The sequence below is a fragment of the Mesorhizobium kowhaii genome (genome assembly GCF_042431665.1).
Lineage (GTDB): Bacteria > Pseudomonadota > Alphaproteobacteria > Rhizobiales > Rhizobiaceae > Mesorhizobium > Mesorhizobium kowhaii.
The window spans coordinates 1-13,966 of the sequence record NZ_JBHLYT010000009.1; the positions used below are offsets into that span (position 1 = coordinate 1).

A 13,966-nucleotide genomic window follows, 5' to 3' on the forward strand; every position below is an offset into this window, starting at 1 on the left:
GTGCCCTCCTTGCGTTCAATTCTTGGTTTGTTCTGTAGTCGATTTTTCCGGACGCTTTTTGCATCCGGAAATCGTTCCTTTGCCTAAAAGCCCAGCCACCCCTTCCAGTTGCCTGAGAGGCGGCCGTCAGGCCCCTCCAGGTACACAACATTGGCTTTCAGGTACCCAACTTTGGGTGTGGCACCACCACGACCATCCATCAGCTGCACCCGCTCGTGGCCCCACATGTATCGCACTTCTCGCAAGTGCCATTCCGCACCATGGTAAAATTCTGGCACTCGGAGCAGGAATTGCCGGTGTAGCCCTGGAGCAGCGATTTGGCGCGGCGGTCGTTGGCGAGTTTCTTCGCCTCGGCCGCTTCATTGGCGGCGGCGTCGGTGAACAGCGCCGCCGTGGCGTCAGAAGCAACACCCGCCGCCGCTTCCTCGAAGGCGATGTCCTCAGCCAGTTCCTTTGCCCGCTCTTCATAGTCGCGCTTGTAGGCGACCGCTTCGTCACTGGCCGGTTTCAGCGCCAGCACGTTGGAGCCGGAGAAGGCTGTGGGTGCCGAGCGGGCAGGGGCGCCCGAGGGAGCCGCAAAACCCTTCGGATCATTGCCGCTCACCCGCGACACCAGCTTCACCGGCGAAGCGCCACGGGTCAGGCCCTTGGAGACCGCATCGGTTTTGCCTTCGCTGATGCCACGGCCAAGTGCGGTGTTGGAAAAGTCCGACTGGTCGACATGGGCGAGGTCGTTGCGGCCGAGATAGGAGATCGCCAGCTCGCGGAACACGTAGTCGAGGATCGACGTCGCGCTCTTGATGGCATCGTTGCCCTGCACCATGCCGGCCGGTTCGAACTTGGTGAAGGTGAAGGCGTGCACATATTCGTCGAGCGGCACGCCGTACTGCAGGCCGAGCGAGATGGCGATGGCGAAGTTGTTGAGAAGGCCACGCAAGGTCGCGCCTTCCTTGTTCATGTCGATGAAGATCTCGCCGAGACGGCCATCGTCATATTCGCCGGTGCGCAGGAAGATGGTGTTGCCACCGATCTTGGCCTTTTGCGTGTAGCCCTTGCGGCGGCCGGGCAGCTTTTCCTGCTCGCGCGACACGCGCTCGATGATGCGCTCGACGATCCGTTCGGTGATCTGTGCCGCGCGTGCTGCCGCCGGTGCGGCGATCAGCTGCTCGAGGGCGTCGTCCTCGTCGTCCTCGCCATCGGCGAGCAGCGAGGAATTGAGCGGCTGCGACAGCTTCGAGCCGTCGCGGTAGAGCGCGTTGGCCTTCAGCGCCAGCTTCCACGACAGCATGTAGGCGCCCTTGGCGTCTTCCACCGTCGCGTCGTTCGGCATGTTGATGGTCTTGGAGATGGCGCCGGAGATGAAGGGCTGCGCTGCCGCCATCATCTGGATGTGGCTGTTGATCGACAGCGAGCGCTTGCCGATCTTGCCGCACGGGCTGGCGCAGTCGAACACCGCCAGGTGCTCGGCCTTGAGGAACGGCGCGCCTTCCAGCGTCATCGCACCGCAGACATGGATGTTGGCGGCCTCGATGTCCTTCCTGGAGAAGCCCAGCGCCGGCAGGATCTCGAACGAGAAGTCGTTGAGCTGCTCGTCGGTGAAGCCAAAGGTCTCCTTCACCCAGTCGGCGCCGAGCGTCCACTGGTTGAAGACGAACTTGATGTCGAAGGCCGACTTCAAGGCTGCGTTGAGTGCCGCGATCTTGTCGTCGGTAAAACCCTTGGCCTTGAGTGCGCCGGGGTTGATGCTAGGTGCCTGGTTGAGATTGCCGTGGCCGACCGCATAGGCCTCCATCTCGGCGATCTGGGCTTCGGAGTAGCCGAGCGTACGCAGCGCTTCCGGCACGGCGCGGTTGATGATCTTGAAATAGCCGCCGCCGGCGAGCTTCTTGAACTTCACCAGGGCGAAGTCGGGCTCGATGCCGGTGGTGTCGCAATCCATGACCAGGCCGATCGTGCCGGTCGGCGCGATGACGGTCGCCTGCGCATTGCGGTAGCCATGCTCCTCGCCGAGTTCGATGGCGCGGTCCCAGGCGGCCTTGGCATGGACGGCAAGGTCCTGCTGCTTCAGGTCGGAAGCGACCAGCGGCACCGGGTTGACGGCCAGCTTCTCATAGCCCTGCTTCTCGCCATAGGCGGCACGGCGATGGTTGCGCATGACGCGCAGCATGTTCTGCGCATTGCGATCGTAGTCGGCGAAGGCGCCGAGTTCGGCGGCCATTTCGGCCGAGGTGGCATAGGCCATGCCGGTCATGATCGCGGTGAGTGCGGCGCAGATGGCGCGGCCCTCGTCGGAGTCGTAGGGAATGCCCGACGTCATCAGCAGGCCGCCGATATTGGCGTAGCCGAGGCCGAGCGTGCGGTATTCGTAGGACTGCTTGGCGATCTCCTTCGACGGGAACTGCGCCATCATCACCGAGATTTCGAGAACGATCGTCCATAGCCGCACGGTGTGCTCATAGGCAGCGATGTCGATCGTGCCGTCGGCGTTGCGGTAGGGCAGGAGGTTGATCGAGGCCAGGTTGCAGGCCGTGTCGTCGAGAAACATGTATTCCGAGCACGGGTTGGACGCCCGGATCGCACCGGCGGAGGCGCAGGTGTGCCAGTCGTTCATCGTCGTGTTGAAATGCAGGCCCGGATCGGCGGAAGCCCAGGCGGCGTAGCCGATCTTTTCCCAGAGATCCCTGGCCTTCAGCGTCTTCAACACCTTGCCGTCCTTGCGGGCGGTGAGGTGCCAGTCGGCATCGTCCTCGACGGCGCGCAGGAAATTGTCCTTCAGCGACACCGAATTGTTGGAGTTCTGGCCCGAAACGGTGAGGTAGGCGTCCGAATCCCAGTCGGTGTCGTAGGTCTTGAACGACATCGACGTGTAGCCCTGCTTGGCGAACTGGATGACACGGTAGATGTAGTTCTCCGGCACAGCCGACTTCTTGGCCGCCTTGATCTCGCGCTTCAGCGCGGTGTTGATCGACGGGTCGAAACAGTCGTCGTCCTGGCCTTCGCAATTGACGCAGGCCTTCATGATCGCTTCGAGATGCTTCTTGACGATCTTGGAGCCGGTCACCAGCGAGGCGACCTTCTGCTCTTCATTGACCTTCCAGTCGATGAATTCCTCGATATCGGGGTGATCGGCGTCGACAATGACCATCTTGGCGGCGCGGCGCGTCGTGCCGCCCGACTTGATGGCGCCCGCCGCACGGTCGCCGATCTTGAGGAAGCTCATCAGGCCGGACGAACGGCCGCCGCCGGACAGTTTTTCGCCTTCGCCGCGCAGCAGCGAGAAGTTGGACCCAGTGCCGGAGCCGTACTTGAACAGGCGCGCTTCACGCACCCAAAGATCCATGATGCCGCCCTCGTTGACGAGGTCGTCCTGCACGCCCTGGATGAAGCAGGCATGCGGCTGCGGATGCTCGTAGGAGGACTTTGACTTGGTCAGCTTGCCGGTGAACGGGTCGACATAGAAGTGGCCCTGGCTCGGGCCGTCGATGCCATAGGCCCAGTGCAGGCCGGTGTTGAACCATTGCGGCGAATTCGGCGCCACGCGCTGCGTGGCCAGCATGTAGGCGAGTTCGTCGCGGAAGGCACGGGCGTCTTCCTCCGACGCCTTGAAGTAGCCGCCCTTCCAGCCCCAGTAGGTCCAAGTGCCGGCAAGGCGGTCGAAGACCTGGCGGGCGTCGATCTCGGAACCATAGCGTTCGGCTTCCGGCAGCTTGGCAAGCTCGGCCTCATCGGCGACGGAGCGCCACAGGAACGAGGGGACGTCGTTCTCCTCGATCTTCTTCAGTCGTGCGGGGACACCGGCCTTGCGGAAATACTTCTGCGCCAGGATGTCGGCGGCGACCTGGGAGAACTGCGCCGGCACATCGATATTGTCGAGACGGAACACCACCGAGCCATCCGGATTCTTGATCTCCGAAAGCGCCTTGCGGAATTCGATCTCCGCGTAAGCCGATTGCCCTTGCTTGGTGAAACGACGCTCGATGCGCATTGGTCCGGTCCCTTTTGTCTATATATAGCGCTTTCGTCAGGGGATTTCTGCCCCCAATGCGAAACACGCATGTCCGCCGCCTGCCGGCGTTCGAAAACGGCCGGCTCTCCATTTTGCAGTCTCCGCCGGCCTTGCTGGTCAAACTCCTTGCGAAGCACCTGTCCAACGCGCCGACGAACCCGCGGGTCCCTCAAAACTGATTTTTTTCGATTCCCTCACTCGAGGGAAATTCACACTATCTAGCGTCGAACCTACCTGCAAACACTAAATATAGTGTTAACAGACAATTTATTCCAGTCCGACAATTCTCCCTATCGTCCCCAACCACCCCACAACCCCAACGCTTCCGCCGGCCTCGTAAACAGGCGGAAATGCGGGCAAAAACGCACATAATCCGGGAAAAAGACCGGGCTCAGAACTTTCCGGTCGCGCTCTCAACAGGAGCGCATGGCCTATAAAAGGCGACTCGTTTTGCGCCGTCAAGGATTCGTTTGCGTAGCTTTTGTGACCCCAACATCTTGTGTGTCACATATGTGGATAACGGGGATAGAATTGCAGCGCGGCGATCGCTTCGCCGCTGCATCCGGAGGGATCAACCGTAATGCAATTTCGGCTTTGGCTCGGTGCCGGTGAACTGCACCCCCACGCGGTCATTGCGGCGCCAGCGAACCTCGCACCGATAGGCAATGCCGTCGAGCGGCACGTAGAGAAGGAAGCGATCGGGAACCCGTGACTCGAGCGGTATCTTCAGTTCGGCGCCGCTGTCGTGCTGATTGCGCAGCGTGCAGCCGACCTCCGAGTTCTGAATCCCGGTGATGATCGATCCGCCCTTGAGCACGCGCGGACGACGTTCGCGCTGAGGCTCGCCGGAATCTTGCTGAATTGGGTTTACAGGGTTTGCCATCGATAGAGCGCCCGATCGACCCGATTCTTACCCGCCAATGATTAGCAAACCATTCACAGCGCCGCATCGAACTGGGCCTGTGCACTCTATGGTTGTGAGCTGGACCTCTTACGGCAGAAGGGTGACCGATCAGGGGAACCTGTGCGGGTCGGCGCAGAAATAGGCGATGATCTGGCAAAGGTCGGGTTCGTTGATCATGCGCACCGCTTCGCTGGAACTGACCCATCTGCGGGTGCGCGAGTGTTTTTCCTTCCAGCGATCGGCGATCTTGTCGACGTGCAGCGGAAACACCAGGACTTCGCACGGCACTTCTTCGCCGGAAGCCAACACCTTGGCGTAGAAGTAACGGCCGGCCTCAAGGTGCGACACCGTTCCGCGCAGCCCGGCTTCCTCGCCGGCCTCGCGCGCCGCGGCCTCACAGAGTGGCTCTTTGGCCTCGGGCCAGCCCTTGGGAATAACCCAACGCCCGGTATCGCGGCTGGTGATCAGCATGATCTCGACACCGTTTCCGTTGTCGCGCCAGGGCAGGGCGGCAACCTGCAGACGGCACGGCGCCGTGCCGAAGAGCCGCCGGACCCTTTCGGCCAGATGATTGTGCGTCGTTGGCCTCGTCAACATCGGAGAAGCTAGCCCCAGCCTCCAGAATCGTTTGCCGTCTCACGAATCTTACGGCCAATCATAAGCAATAAAAGTAAAAACTTTGACCCGTCTGGCCAATTTCCGCCAATGAACGTCGATTTCGCAAAATGTCTGGCCCGCAAGGCCCATTTGCGGAAGCAAATGATGCCCGACAGTGGCGGCTGATCTGGAAAAGGCAGATGTTGCGAATCAGCCGGCGTGGTCGTCGGCGATCGGCTTCTGATAGGTGAAGCCCATGTCCCACGGGAAATAGATCCAGGTGTCCTGGCTGACTTCGGTGACGAAGGTATCGACCAGCGGCCGGCCTTTCGGCTTGGCGTAGACGGTGGCGAAATGCGCCTTCGGCATCATCGCGCGCACGATGCCCGCCGTCTTGCCGGTATCGGTCAGGTCGTCGATGATCAGCACACCGGCGCCGTCGTCGGCCAGCAGGGCGGGGGTGATCTCTTTGAGAACCTGCAGCTGCCCCTGGCTGGTGTAGTCGTGATAGGAGGCGACGCAGACCGTCTCGATGACGCGGATGCCGAGTTCGCGCGAGATGATGGCAGCCGGAACCAGCCCGCCACGGGTGATGCAGACGATCGCTTTCCATTGCCCCTTGTTGGCACCCGCAAGCCGCCAGGCGAGCGCCCGGGCGTCACGATGGAACTGGTCCCAGGAGACCGGAAAGGCTTTTTCGGGAAGGGACATGTCGCGCACTCCGCAGCACGCGGGGATCGCGTGCAGGAAAACAGGGGAATGCGCGCGGAATTAACTGGAAAGCCTTGGCCTTGGCAAGGGCGGCCTGAGCGATCGTTGTGGACTCAGCGCGACAGGAAGGCGGCCACCGGCGACGTGCGCAGCACGGTGCGCGTCACGCCGCCGAACAGAAGCTGGCGCAGCCACGAGTGGCTGTAGGCGCCGAGCACCAGCAGATCGGCGCCGGTTTCCGCGATCCTGGTCTGGATGATGTCGTCGATCGAACTGCCGCCCGACCTCTGCACCGAGACGCTGACGGTGGCGCCGTGGCGCGACAGCGCGGCCGCGATTTCGGCGCCGGCGGCTTCCGGGCTCTCGTCGAGCGTGTCGGGTGGATCGATGACCAATATGTCGGTTTTCTCGGCTTCGATGATGAACGGCAGTGCGTCAAAGGCGGCGCGGGCCGCTTCCTTGCTGCCGTTCCAGGCCAGCAGCACATGCTTGAAGGTGGTGACCAGCGGGCCCGCATGCGGCACCACCAGCACTGGCCGGCCGGCGTCATAGACCAGCGTGTCGACATCCGCGCCCGGGTCGCCGCCCGTCTCACGCTGCGCGGCGATGATCAGATCGGCGGCGCGCACGCTGGAAATGCCGGTCAGCGCGCTGTCACCCGAAAAGCTCTCCAGGCTTCGCCACTCGAAGGAAAGCCCGGAATTCTCGATATGCTTGAGAAAAATGGCCTGCAGCTTCTCGGCCCGCTCCCGGTTCATGTCGGCCGAAACCTGCAGGAACTCGGTGTCCGGAAAGCCGGTGGCCGAGGTGTAGGGCACCGGAAGCGTTTCGGCATGGATACCGATCAGATGGCTCTGGAATCGGCTGGCGAGTGGAATGGCGCAGTCCAGCACGCGTTCGGCGTCCTGCTCGTTTTGCAGAATGGCGACGATGGTCTTGAATCGCATGGTAATCCCTCAGTTTGCAAGCGATCGAATTGCGGCCGATATACTCGCGTGAAGGAAACGTTCCAGCGTCGTGCTTGGTTCCGGTCTGAACTGGATCAGCCGGGATTGCTGGCGAACCCGGCCACCATCGCCTCGACATCGGCACGCGCTGCGTCCAGCGCGTCCTGCCTGCGGGCACGCACGACCAGTTCGGTCCAGAATTTGCCATCGCCATATTTCGGATAGGAGCCGATGATCGTGTCCGGATGCGCTTTCTGGATATCGCCCAGCGGTCCGCCGATGAGGCCCTCGCCGAATGGGCAGTGCACGGTTGCCGACAGCATCCTGGTGCCGGCCTTCAGCGTCGGGACGACGTTGTCGAGCATAGCCTGGAAGATCGACGGGACGCCGGCCATGACATGGACGTTGCCGATGCGAAAGCCGGGCGCAACCGACACCGGATTGTCGATGAGATCGGCGCCGCGCGGCATCCGCGCCATGCGTTTGCGGGCCTCGGTGTATTCGATGCCGCGCGCGGCATAGCTTGCCTCGAGCAGGGCATAGGCCTTGGCATCGTATTCGCAAGGCAGGCCGAAGGCTTTTGAAATGGAATCGGCCGTGATGTCGTCATGCGTCGGGCCAATGCCGCCGGTGGTGAACACATAAGTGTAGCGTGCGCGCACCGCATTCACCGCCGCGACGATCTCGTCTTCCTCGTCCGGAACGATGCGCACTTCCTTCAGGTCGATGCCGATCGCCGTCATGATATCGGCGAGATGGCCGATGTTCTTGTCCTTGGTGCGGCCGGACAGAATCTCATCGCCGATGACAAGCATGGCGGCGGTCACGATTTCGGGCATGGAAGACTCCGGCAAGACGGGTCGCCTCAGATAGCGCGGCGCGGCAGCCGTCGCAATGCTGCCTGAGCGGACCAGCAAATCATATCGACGGTTCTCGGGCCGCCCATTCGATGCAAGGTTGCAGCGGCACCGGATGCGGCTAAGCTCAAGCTGGTTCTGGTTCGGGTGAACAATGCTCCTGTCGATTCTGTCGTGGCTGCTTGCCGTTCTGTTGTCGCTGGCGGTCCTGGGGATCGCCAGTCTGGTGCTGGCGACGCTGTGGATCGCGGCCAAGGCCGAAAGGCTGGTGCCGCCGGTCGGAAAGTTCATCGAGATAGATGGCAATCGCATCCACTATGTCGACCAGGGCGAGGGGCGGCCGATCGTCTTCCTGCACGGGCTTGGCGCCCAGCTCCATCATTTCCGGCACACTCTGTTCGGGCGGCTGGGTCCGGGCTACCGGTTGATCGCGCTCGATCGACCGGGAGCGGGCTATTCGGTGCGGGCGAGCGGTGCGACGGGCCGGCTGACCGAACAGGCCGAGACCGTGCGCCGCTTCATTGAAGAGCTCAGGTTGGAAAAGCCGCTGGTGGTCGGTCATTCCCTGGGTGGTGCCATCGCGCTGACCCTGGCCGTTGAACACCCCGAGACGATTTCCGGCATCGCGCTCCTGGCGCCATTGACCCACATGGAAGCCGATGGGCGCGAAAAGTTCGGCTCACTCTATATTCCGTCACGCCTGTGGCGTTGGATCATGAGCTATACGGTGGCGATACCGACGAGCCTCAGATATGCGCGGCCGATAATGGAGTTCATCTTCGCGCCACAGGTCCTGCCTGGCGACTACATGGTCGCGGCCGGCGGCTGGCTCGGGCTCAGGCCAGCTCATTTCTATGCCATGTCCTCCGATGTCGTGGCGATCGAGCGTGACCTTGGCCGCATCGAGGGGCGCTATGGCGAGATCGCCATGCCAGCCGGCATCCTCTTCGGCGATGCCGATCGCGTGACCCGCTTTCACACCCAGGGTGCGCCGATGAGGTCGAGGATCCAGGGGCTCGATTTCGAAGTGGTCGAGGGAATGGGGCACATGCCGCAATTCGTCGCGCCGGAGCGCAGCATCCGTTTTGACGATCGGTCTCGCCACATCGGCAATGGCGCAGTCGTCGGACAGCACCTATTCCAACCACCACAACTGGCTCTTCGGCAACGAGAATTCCTCGGCTGTCGATCAGAGCACCACCGGAAGCATCAATGGCGATAGCTCAGGATTGAACACCCTGGGTAATACCGGCCCGGCCGGACCTTGTGCCTCCATACCGCCGGTCCCGATGCGAATGCCCAAGGGAACGTGAACGATCAGTACTGCGGCAAATAGTCAAAACACGATCCCGAAAAGTGGTTACCGATTTTGGAAAAGATCGTGCTCAAAAGCTAGAGCATGATCCCGAAAAGTGGTTACCGGTTTTCGGGAAAGATAATGCTCAAAAGCTAGAGCCCGCAGGGCAGTCGCTGGCCGCGGAACGTCATTCTCTCCGGACGTCTGCGGTCGGCGTCCTGCATGCCCAATATTGAAATTAGTCTGACACTTCCGTCTGCGGCCGGTCTCGACCGTCGGCCAGTTCCTCGTGCCATTTGCCCTCGGCGTCCTCGTACTGGATGCCGTCCGTGGCCCCGGCAACCTGCTGCTCGGATGAAGCGATTTCGGCGGCGCGCAACGCGTCCTGATGCGTGGGGAACGTCTCCGAGAAGGTCTCTCCGACCTTATAGGCCCAGCCGCCGTCATGCTCGACGATCTTGTAAGTCAGCTTCGCCATGAAAACCTCCAGTTGAAAGGTCCGTCTGCTCAATGCAGCCGGTCGTCTGACAGTCTGTCGTCGGGCACAAGGACTTCCGATTCCTTGGCGGCTTCAATCAGCGCCCGGCGCGCATCCGCTGTCGAACGATAACCTTCCAGCACTTTGAGGCAAGTGTCGAGGGCATCACGATGGCGCGGGCCGCGATTGAGCGGCCACACGGTCATCAGGCATTCCGCCGCCTCCTGGGCACTGCGGATATGGCGATATTTGCCGACGTGGCCAAGTTCGACGACGACCGGCACTTCAAAAGGTTTGTTGTCCATCATGGCCGCAACGCAAAGCAGCCAATTTGGTTGCAACCGTGGCCTTCAGCCTGCGCCCAAAAGTCGCGTCGCGTTTGCGACGCGCTTTAGGTCTTTGTTTTATGCATGTCGTTATCCCAAAACCGGATCCACTTTTGGGTGACATGCACGGGCGTCTCAGTAGCCGCAATCGTTGCGCAGCCAGCGTGCATTTGCCCAGCCGGTCCTGCCGCCGATCTCGACCTGATACCAGTTGCCGCGGCGGTCGAAGATCTCGGTGTGATCGCCATTGAACAGCTGGCCGATCATCCGCGACGACGAGTTCGGCCGCGTCCGCACGGCGAGAAAGCCGCTGCCGGTCGCCAGATTGTAGCGGCCGGACAGGCCGTGCACCGTGCCTTCGCAATATTGCGCACCGGCCGGCGTCAACGTGCCAATCCAAAGGCCGGCCACGGCTGTCAGCGCTGCAACCGGCAAGAATGCCCTGAACGACATGATTTCCTCCCAAGCCCGGCCGCGCCCGCCGCAGCCTCACCCAACGTAACAGTTTGCGAGCAGAATTGAAGCCAAGCAGTGGCAAACTGTCCAGACTGCGGACCGCGCCGGGATCAGGAGAACGGGCCGATCAGCCCGCCGCCTTCATCCAGTGCTGCATCGTGGTCACCGAACGGGCAAGCTGTGGTGCCGGGTGGATTGTCTCGCTGAACGTGGCGGCGGCACGCCATCCCCAGCGCGGATCGGCCAGGAAGGCGCGTGCCAGCGCCACCATGTCGGCGCGGCCCTCGGCGACGATTGCCTCGGCCTGCTTCGGGTCGTCGATCAGGCCAACCGCACGGGTCGGAATGCCGGCGCCCTTGCGCACGGCTTCCGCCAGGTGCACCTGGTAGCCGGGTCCGGTGGGCAATTTCTGCAGGGGCGAATTGCCGCCGCTCGAGCAGCAGAGATAGGCGACGCCGACGTCCTTGAGTGCTTTCGCCACTTCGATCGCGTCTTCCACGTCGAAGCCGCCATCGACCCAGTCCTTCACCGACAACCGCGCGCCGAGCATCAGCTTTGGCGTTGCTTTCCTCACCGCCTTGGCGAGCTCGACGGCAAGGCGCATGCGGTTTTCCAGCGAGCCGCCCCAGCGGTCCGTGCGCTGGTTGGACAATGGCGACAGGAACTGGAAGATCAGGTAGCCATGCGCTGCGTGCAGTTCGAGGAAATCGAAGCCGGCGCGTTCGGCACGCCTTGCCGCCTCGGCGAAGCGTTCGATGAGCTGCAGGATTTCTTCGTCTTCCAGCGCTCGCGGAACGTTCCAGCCGGTGTCGTAGGCGATGGCCGAGGCCGACACGGTCTGCCAGGGATCTTCGTTTGGCTGCAGCGGCCCGCCACCCTGCCACGGCTTGCGGTTGGAGGCCTTGCGGCCGGCATGGGCAAGCTGCGAGCCGAACTTCGTGCCGGGAGCGGCGACGCGTCTGGCAGCATCCAGCGTGCGGCGGGCGGACGCCTCATTGTCTTCGGAATAAAGGCCGAGGCAGCCATGCGTGATACGCCCGCGCCGTTCGACATCGGTCATCTCGACCGTGACCATGCCGGCGCCGGACATGGCAAGGTTCATCCAGTGGTAGAGGTGCCAGTCGCTGGCCGAGCCGTCTTCGGCGGAATACTGGCACATCGGCGCGACAGCGATGCGATTGGGGAAGGTGAGGCCGTCGAGAGTGATCGGCTGGAAAAGCGATGAGGTCATGGGAAAGGGCTCCGAGAGGGGTAAGCCGCTATCTAGGTAGTGGATCGAAGGCGCGCCACACACGAGAAGGTGACACGCCTTTTTGGACCGATTGCCTGCATTGCGCAAATGCCGGTTCGCGGCTACGCCTCGACCGGTAGCATGGAGATCATGATGGAAGATCGCATTCGCATCCGTTCGGAGGAAATCCTCTCCGACGACTGGGCTGTCCTGAAGAAGACCGTCCTCGACTACCGCCGGCGTGACGGACAGTGGGAGACACAGATTCGCCAGACCTATGATCGCGGCGACGGTGCGGTGATCCTGCCTTACGATCCCTTGCGCTCGACCGTGCTTCTGGTGCGCCAGTTCCGCTATCCCGCCTACGTCACCGGCCACCGCGAGCCGCTGATCGAGGCCTGTGCCGGCCTGTTGGACGAAAACGATCCGGAAACCTGCATCCGCAAGGAAGCCGAGGAAGAACTCGGCTACCGCCTGCAGAACGTGGAACGGCTGTTTTCACCCTATATGAGCCCAGGCAGCGTCACCGAACGGCTCTGGTTCTTCATCGCCCGCTATTCGCCCGCCGACCGCATCTCGGCCGGCGGCGGCGCACCGGACGAGGGCGAGGACATCGAAGTGCTGGAAATGCCGCTCGACGAGGCGCTGGCCGGCATTGCCGATGGCCGCATCATCGACGCCAAGACCATCATCCTGATCCAGCACCTGAAGCTGAACCCGATCCCTGCTTGATCGATACCGGCTTTCTGGCGCCCTGCATTCTGGCGACTTGCATCCTGCCGCCTGGTTTGGCTCTCGGATCGATGCCGAATAGGGATGGTTGGCCGTGGGATATTCGGCCTGCGCTCACGCGGCGCGCGCAGGCCGGCCCGGGGCCGCGCATATAGTGAAGTTCTGGCCGGTAGCGCGGTGCAATGAATTCGCGAAAGGCTGATGCCAACCGAGTGATCAAAGCCCACTGCTCCATGGCCCAATCTCTGCAAGACGCCGCTACACGAGGCTGTTCATTTCCGAATTTTGTCTGTGCTATCCACATGATGGCAAAGTCCTCGACGTTGAAGCCGACGCCGATACGGTCTCGCGTGATGGACCGCTTGAACAAAAGACCGAATCGGATTGGGTCGCAGTCAGAAATTCCCATGAGGTCTCGGACGACAAGAGGGCTACCGCCAAGGCCGTGACCAGGAACACTGCGGGAAGGCCGAACAGAAGCTTGCGCGACATCATTGTCCCAACCTCACACGCCGGTGTCGATGTGGAACAGCGTCTTTGCGCCCGGCATGCCTGAAGCTATGGACGCAAGAGCCGTGCCAAGCTTGCCCCGCGCACGTTTCCCGCCGGGCCAATCTTAGCCGACGCCGCCTAAGCCGACGCACGCGGATGTCCCGTAATGGGTCATTTGCGCTGGCACCAGAATTGCAGTGTCAGCAATGCCGGGTGTTGGGGCCGGCATCGGGGCGGGTGGGGGCCTCGCCGCTTCGCAAATGGAGCGGCGAGGCCTTTCATTCAGCCATCAACCTTCAGGCGGCTCGACAGCCGATCGGGGTGACGAGAGGCCGCCGAGCCTAACCGGCTTGGGGCTTTTTGTTGGGGCAAGCCGGCTGAAGCCAACCCTAATATTAGCAACCCTGCAACAGAACCCTGTTCGGACGTTTTCCCCCGCTATTGGCCGCTGTGCTGCAAATCCACAAAGCTGGATGTCCAAGCGCTGATCGACAGGCTCGGGCCCGAGCACGGCTCAATGCACTGGAATTTGGTCGGGCGCTTTGGCTGCTCGGATTGCAAGGCCGCGGGCCGTGATCGCCGGCCGGTGTTCTTCACTTCCTGACTACGAGGGCTTCCAGCAGGAGTGGAATCGCGACTGGACGCCGACTTTCGATAGTGCCAAGCGGTAGCGCTAAGCAGTCATTGAACCGTAATTTTCGGAAGAAACATTGGAGCCTGTAGATCATGGCCCAATCTCGTTGCCTGACCAAGGCTAAGGAGGATCGGGAACGGTTCACCTGTCGTCGGGAACATGCGCAAGACGACTTGGCCCATCTCTTCGCTCATGGTTACATCCCATTTTGCGAGAGTTATTGTCCTTTTTGCGAGAGCTATTGCCCTTTTTTCGGCCGCCATTTGATTCCCCTTCGTCCGTCCCCAGGGCAATAGTC

The 13,966-nt window shown here is 62.0% G+C and carries 12 protein-coding genes; 2 read left to right on the forward strand and 10 right to left on the reverse strand.

The features are described from left to right. Positions 1 to 199: 199 nt before the first annotated feature. From ACFFNA_RS10770 to ACFFNA_RS10795, 6 genes are all read right to left on the reverse strand, one after another. Positions 200 to 3,985, reverse strand: coding sequence for a vitamin B12-dependent ribonucleotide reductase (locus tag ACFFNA_RS10770; protein WP_378918058.1), 3,786 nt, complete (start codon positions 3,983 to 3,985; stop codon positions 200 to 202). 592 nt (positions 3,986 to 4,577) lie between these two features. Then, complete coding sequence (locus ACFFNA_RS10775; protein ID WP_111542470.1) at positions 4,578 to 4,889, reverse strand: PilZ domain-containing protein; 312 nt, start codon at positions 4,887 to 4,889, stop codon at positions 4,578 to 4,580. 129 nt (positions 4,890 to 5,018) lie between these two features. Continuing rightward, on the reverse strand, positions 5,019 to 5,507 hold the full coding sequence (locus ACFFNA_RS10780) for an NUDIX hydrolase (RefSeq protein WP_111542469.1): 489 nt from the start codon (positions 5,505 to 5,507) through the stop codon (positions 5,019 to 5,021). A 210-nt stretch (positions 5,508 to 5,717) separates the two neighbouring features. Further along, a complete protein-coding gene (gene gpt / locus ACFFNA_RS10785; protein ID WP_006200882.1) occupies positions 5,718 to 6,218 on the reverse strand; it encodes a xanthine phosphoribosyltransferase in 501 nt (166 codons plus the stop codon). Positions 6,219 to 6,331: 113 nt separating this feature from the next. After that, on the reverse strand, positions 6,332 to 7,165 hold the full coding sequence (locus ACFFNA_RS10790; protein WP_378918062.1) for a universal stress protein: 834 nt from the start codon (positions 7,163 to 7,165) through the stop codon (positions 6,332 to 6,334). A 95-nt stretch (positions 7,166 to 7,260) separates the two neighbouring features. Beyond that, positions 7,261 to 8,004: a competence/damage-inducible protein A gene (locus tag ACFFNA_RS10795; RefSeq protein WP_378918063.1), complete on the reverse strand. Its 744-nt coding sequence runs from the start codon at positions 8,002 to 8,004 to the stop codon at positions 7,261 to 7,263. Between the two features lie 172 nt (positions 8,005 to 8,176). On the opposite strand from ACFFNA_RS10795, the gene ACFFNA_RS10800 reads away from it, so the two are divergent. Further along, entirely contained in the window at positions 8,177 to 9,244 is a 1,068-nt protein-coding gene (locus tag ACFFNA_RS10800; protein WP_378918065.1) for an alpha/beta fold hydrolase, read from the forward strand. Positions 9,245 to 9,557: 313 nt separating this feature from the next. Here ACFFNA_RS10800 and ACFFNA_RS10805 read toward each other — a convergent pair whose 3' ends face one another. The 4 genes from ACFFNA_RS10805 to ACFFNA_RS10820 form a co-directional block, all read right to left on the reverse strand. Beyond that, entirely contained in the window at positions 9,558 to 9,797 is a 240-nt protein-coding gene (locus tag ACFFNA_RS10805) for a DUF2188 domain-containing protein (protein ID WP_111542466.1), read from the reverse strand. 29 nt (positions 9,798 to 9,826) lie between these two features. Then, entirely contained in the window at positions 9,827 to 10,105 is a 279-nt protein-coding gene (locus ACFFNA_RS10810) for a DUF982 domain-containing protein (RefSeq protein ID WP_111542465.1), read from the reverse strand. 153 nt (positions 10,106 to 10,258) lie between these two features. Then, on the reverse strand, positions 10,259 to 10,576 hold the full coding sequence (locus ACFFNA_RS10815) for an SH3 domain-containing protein (RefSeq protein ID WP_111542464.1): 318 nt from the start codon (positions 10,574 to 10,576) through the stop codon (positions 10,259 to 10,261). Between the two features lie 130 nt (positions 10,577 to 10,706). Next, entirely contained in the window at positions 10,707 to 11,810 is a 1,104-nt protein-coding gene (locus ACFFNA_RS10820) for an NADH:flavin oxidoreductase/NADH oxidase (RefSeq protein WP_378918068.1), read from the reverse strand. A 153-nt stretch (positions 11,811 to 11,963) separates the two neighbouring features. Here ACFFNA_RS10820 and ACFFNA_RS10825 point away from each other — a divergent pair, with 153 nt between their 5' ends. Then, the gene (locus tag ACFFNA_RS10825; RefSeq protein ID WP_378918070.1) at positions 11,964 to 12,542 is read left to right on the forward strand and encodes an NUDIX domain-containing protein; all 579 of its coding nucleotides are present in this window, start codon (positions 11,964 to 11,966) and stop codon (positions 12,540 to 12,542) included. The last annotated feature ends 1,424 nt before the right edge of the window (positions 12,543 to 13,966 follow it).

What these genes read in the sequence shown, in the direction of transcription:
- ACFFNA_RS10780 (WP_111542469.1), bottom strand. Translation starts at nt 5,507, where the DNA reads ATGTTGACGAGGCCAACGACGCACAATCATCTGGCCGAAAGGGTCCGG.
- ACFFNA_RS10810 (WP_111542465.1), bottom strand. Translation starts at nt 10,105, where the DNA reads ATGATGGACAACAAACCTTTTGAAGTGCCGGTCGTCGTCGAACTTGGC.
- ACFFNA_RS10775 (WP_111542470.1), bottom strand. Translation starts at nt 4,889, where the DNA reads ATGGCAAACCCTGTAAACCCAATTCAGCAAGATTCCGGCGAGCCTCAG.
- ACFFNA_RS10825 (WP_378918070.1), top strand. Translation starts at nt 11,964, where the DNA reads ATGGAAGATCGCATTCGCATCCGTTCGGAGGAAATCCTCTCCGACGAC.
- ACFFNA_RS10770 (WP_378918058.1), bottom strand. Translation starts at nt 3,985, where the DNA reads ATGCGCATCGAGCGTCGTTTCACCAAGCAAGGGCAATCGGCTTACGCG.
- ACFFNA_RS10820 (WP_378918068.1), bottom strand. Translation starts at nt 11,810, where the DNA reads ATGACCTCATCGCTTTTCCAGCCGATCACTCTCGACGGCCTCACCTTC.
- ACFFNA_RS10790 (WP_378918062.1), bottom strand. Translation starts at nt 7,165, where the DNA reads ATGCGATTCAAGACCATCGTCGCCATTCTGCAAAACGAGCAGGACGCC.
- ACFFNA_RS10795 (WP_378918063.1), bottom strand. Translation starts at nt 8,004, where the DNA reads ATGCCCGAAATCGTGACCGCCGCCATGCTTGTCATCGGCGATGAGATT.
- ACFFNA_RS10800 (WP_378918065.1), top strand. Translation starts at nt 8,177, where the DNA reads ATGCTCCTGTCGATTCTGTCGTGGCTGCTTGCCGTTCTGTTGTCGCTG.
- ACFFNA_RS10805 (WP_111542466.1), bottom strand. Translation starts at nt 9,797, where the DNA reads ATGGCGAAGCTGACTTACAAGATCGTCGAGCATGACGGCGGCTGGGCC.
- ACFFNA_RS10815 (WP_111542464.1), bottom strand. Translation starts at nt 10,576, where the DNA reads ATGTCGTTCAGGGCATTCTTGCCGGTTGCAGCGCTGACAGCCGTGGCC.
- gpt (WP_006200882.1), bottom strand. Translation starts at nt 6,218, where the DNA reads ATGTCCCTTCCCGAAAAAGCCTTTCCGGTCTCCTGGGACCAGTTCCAT.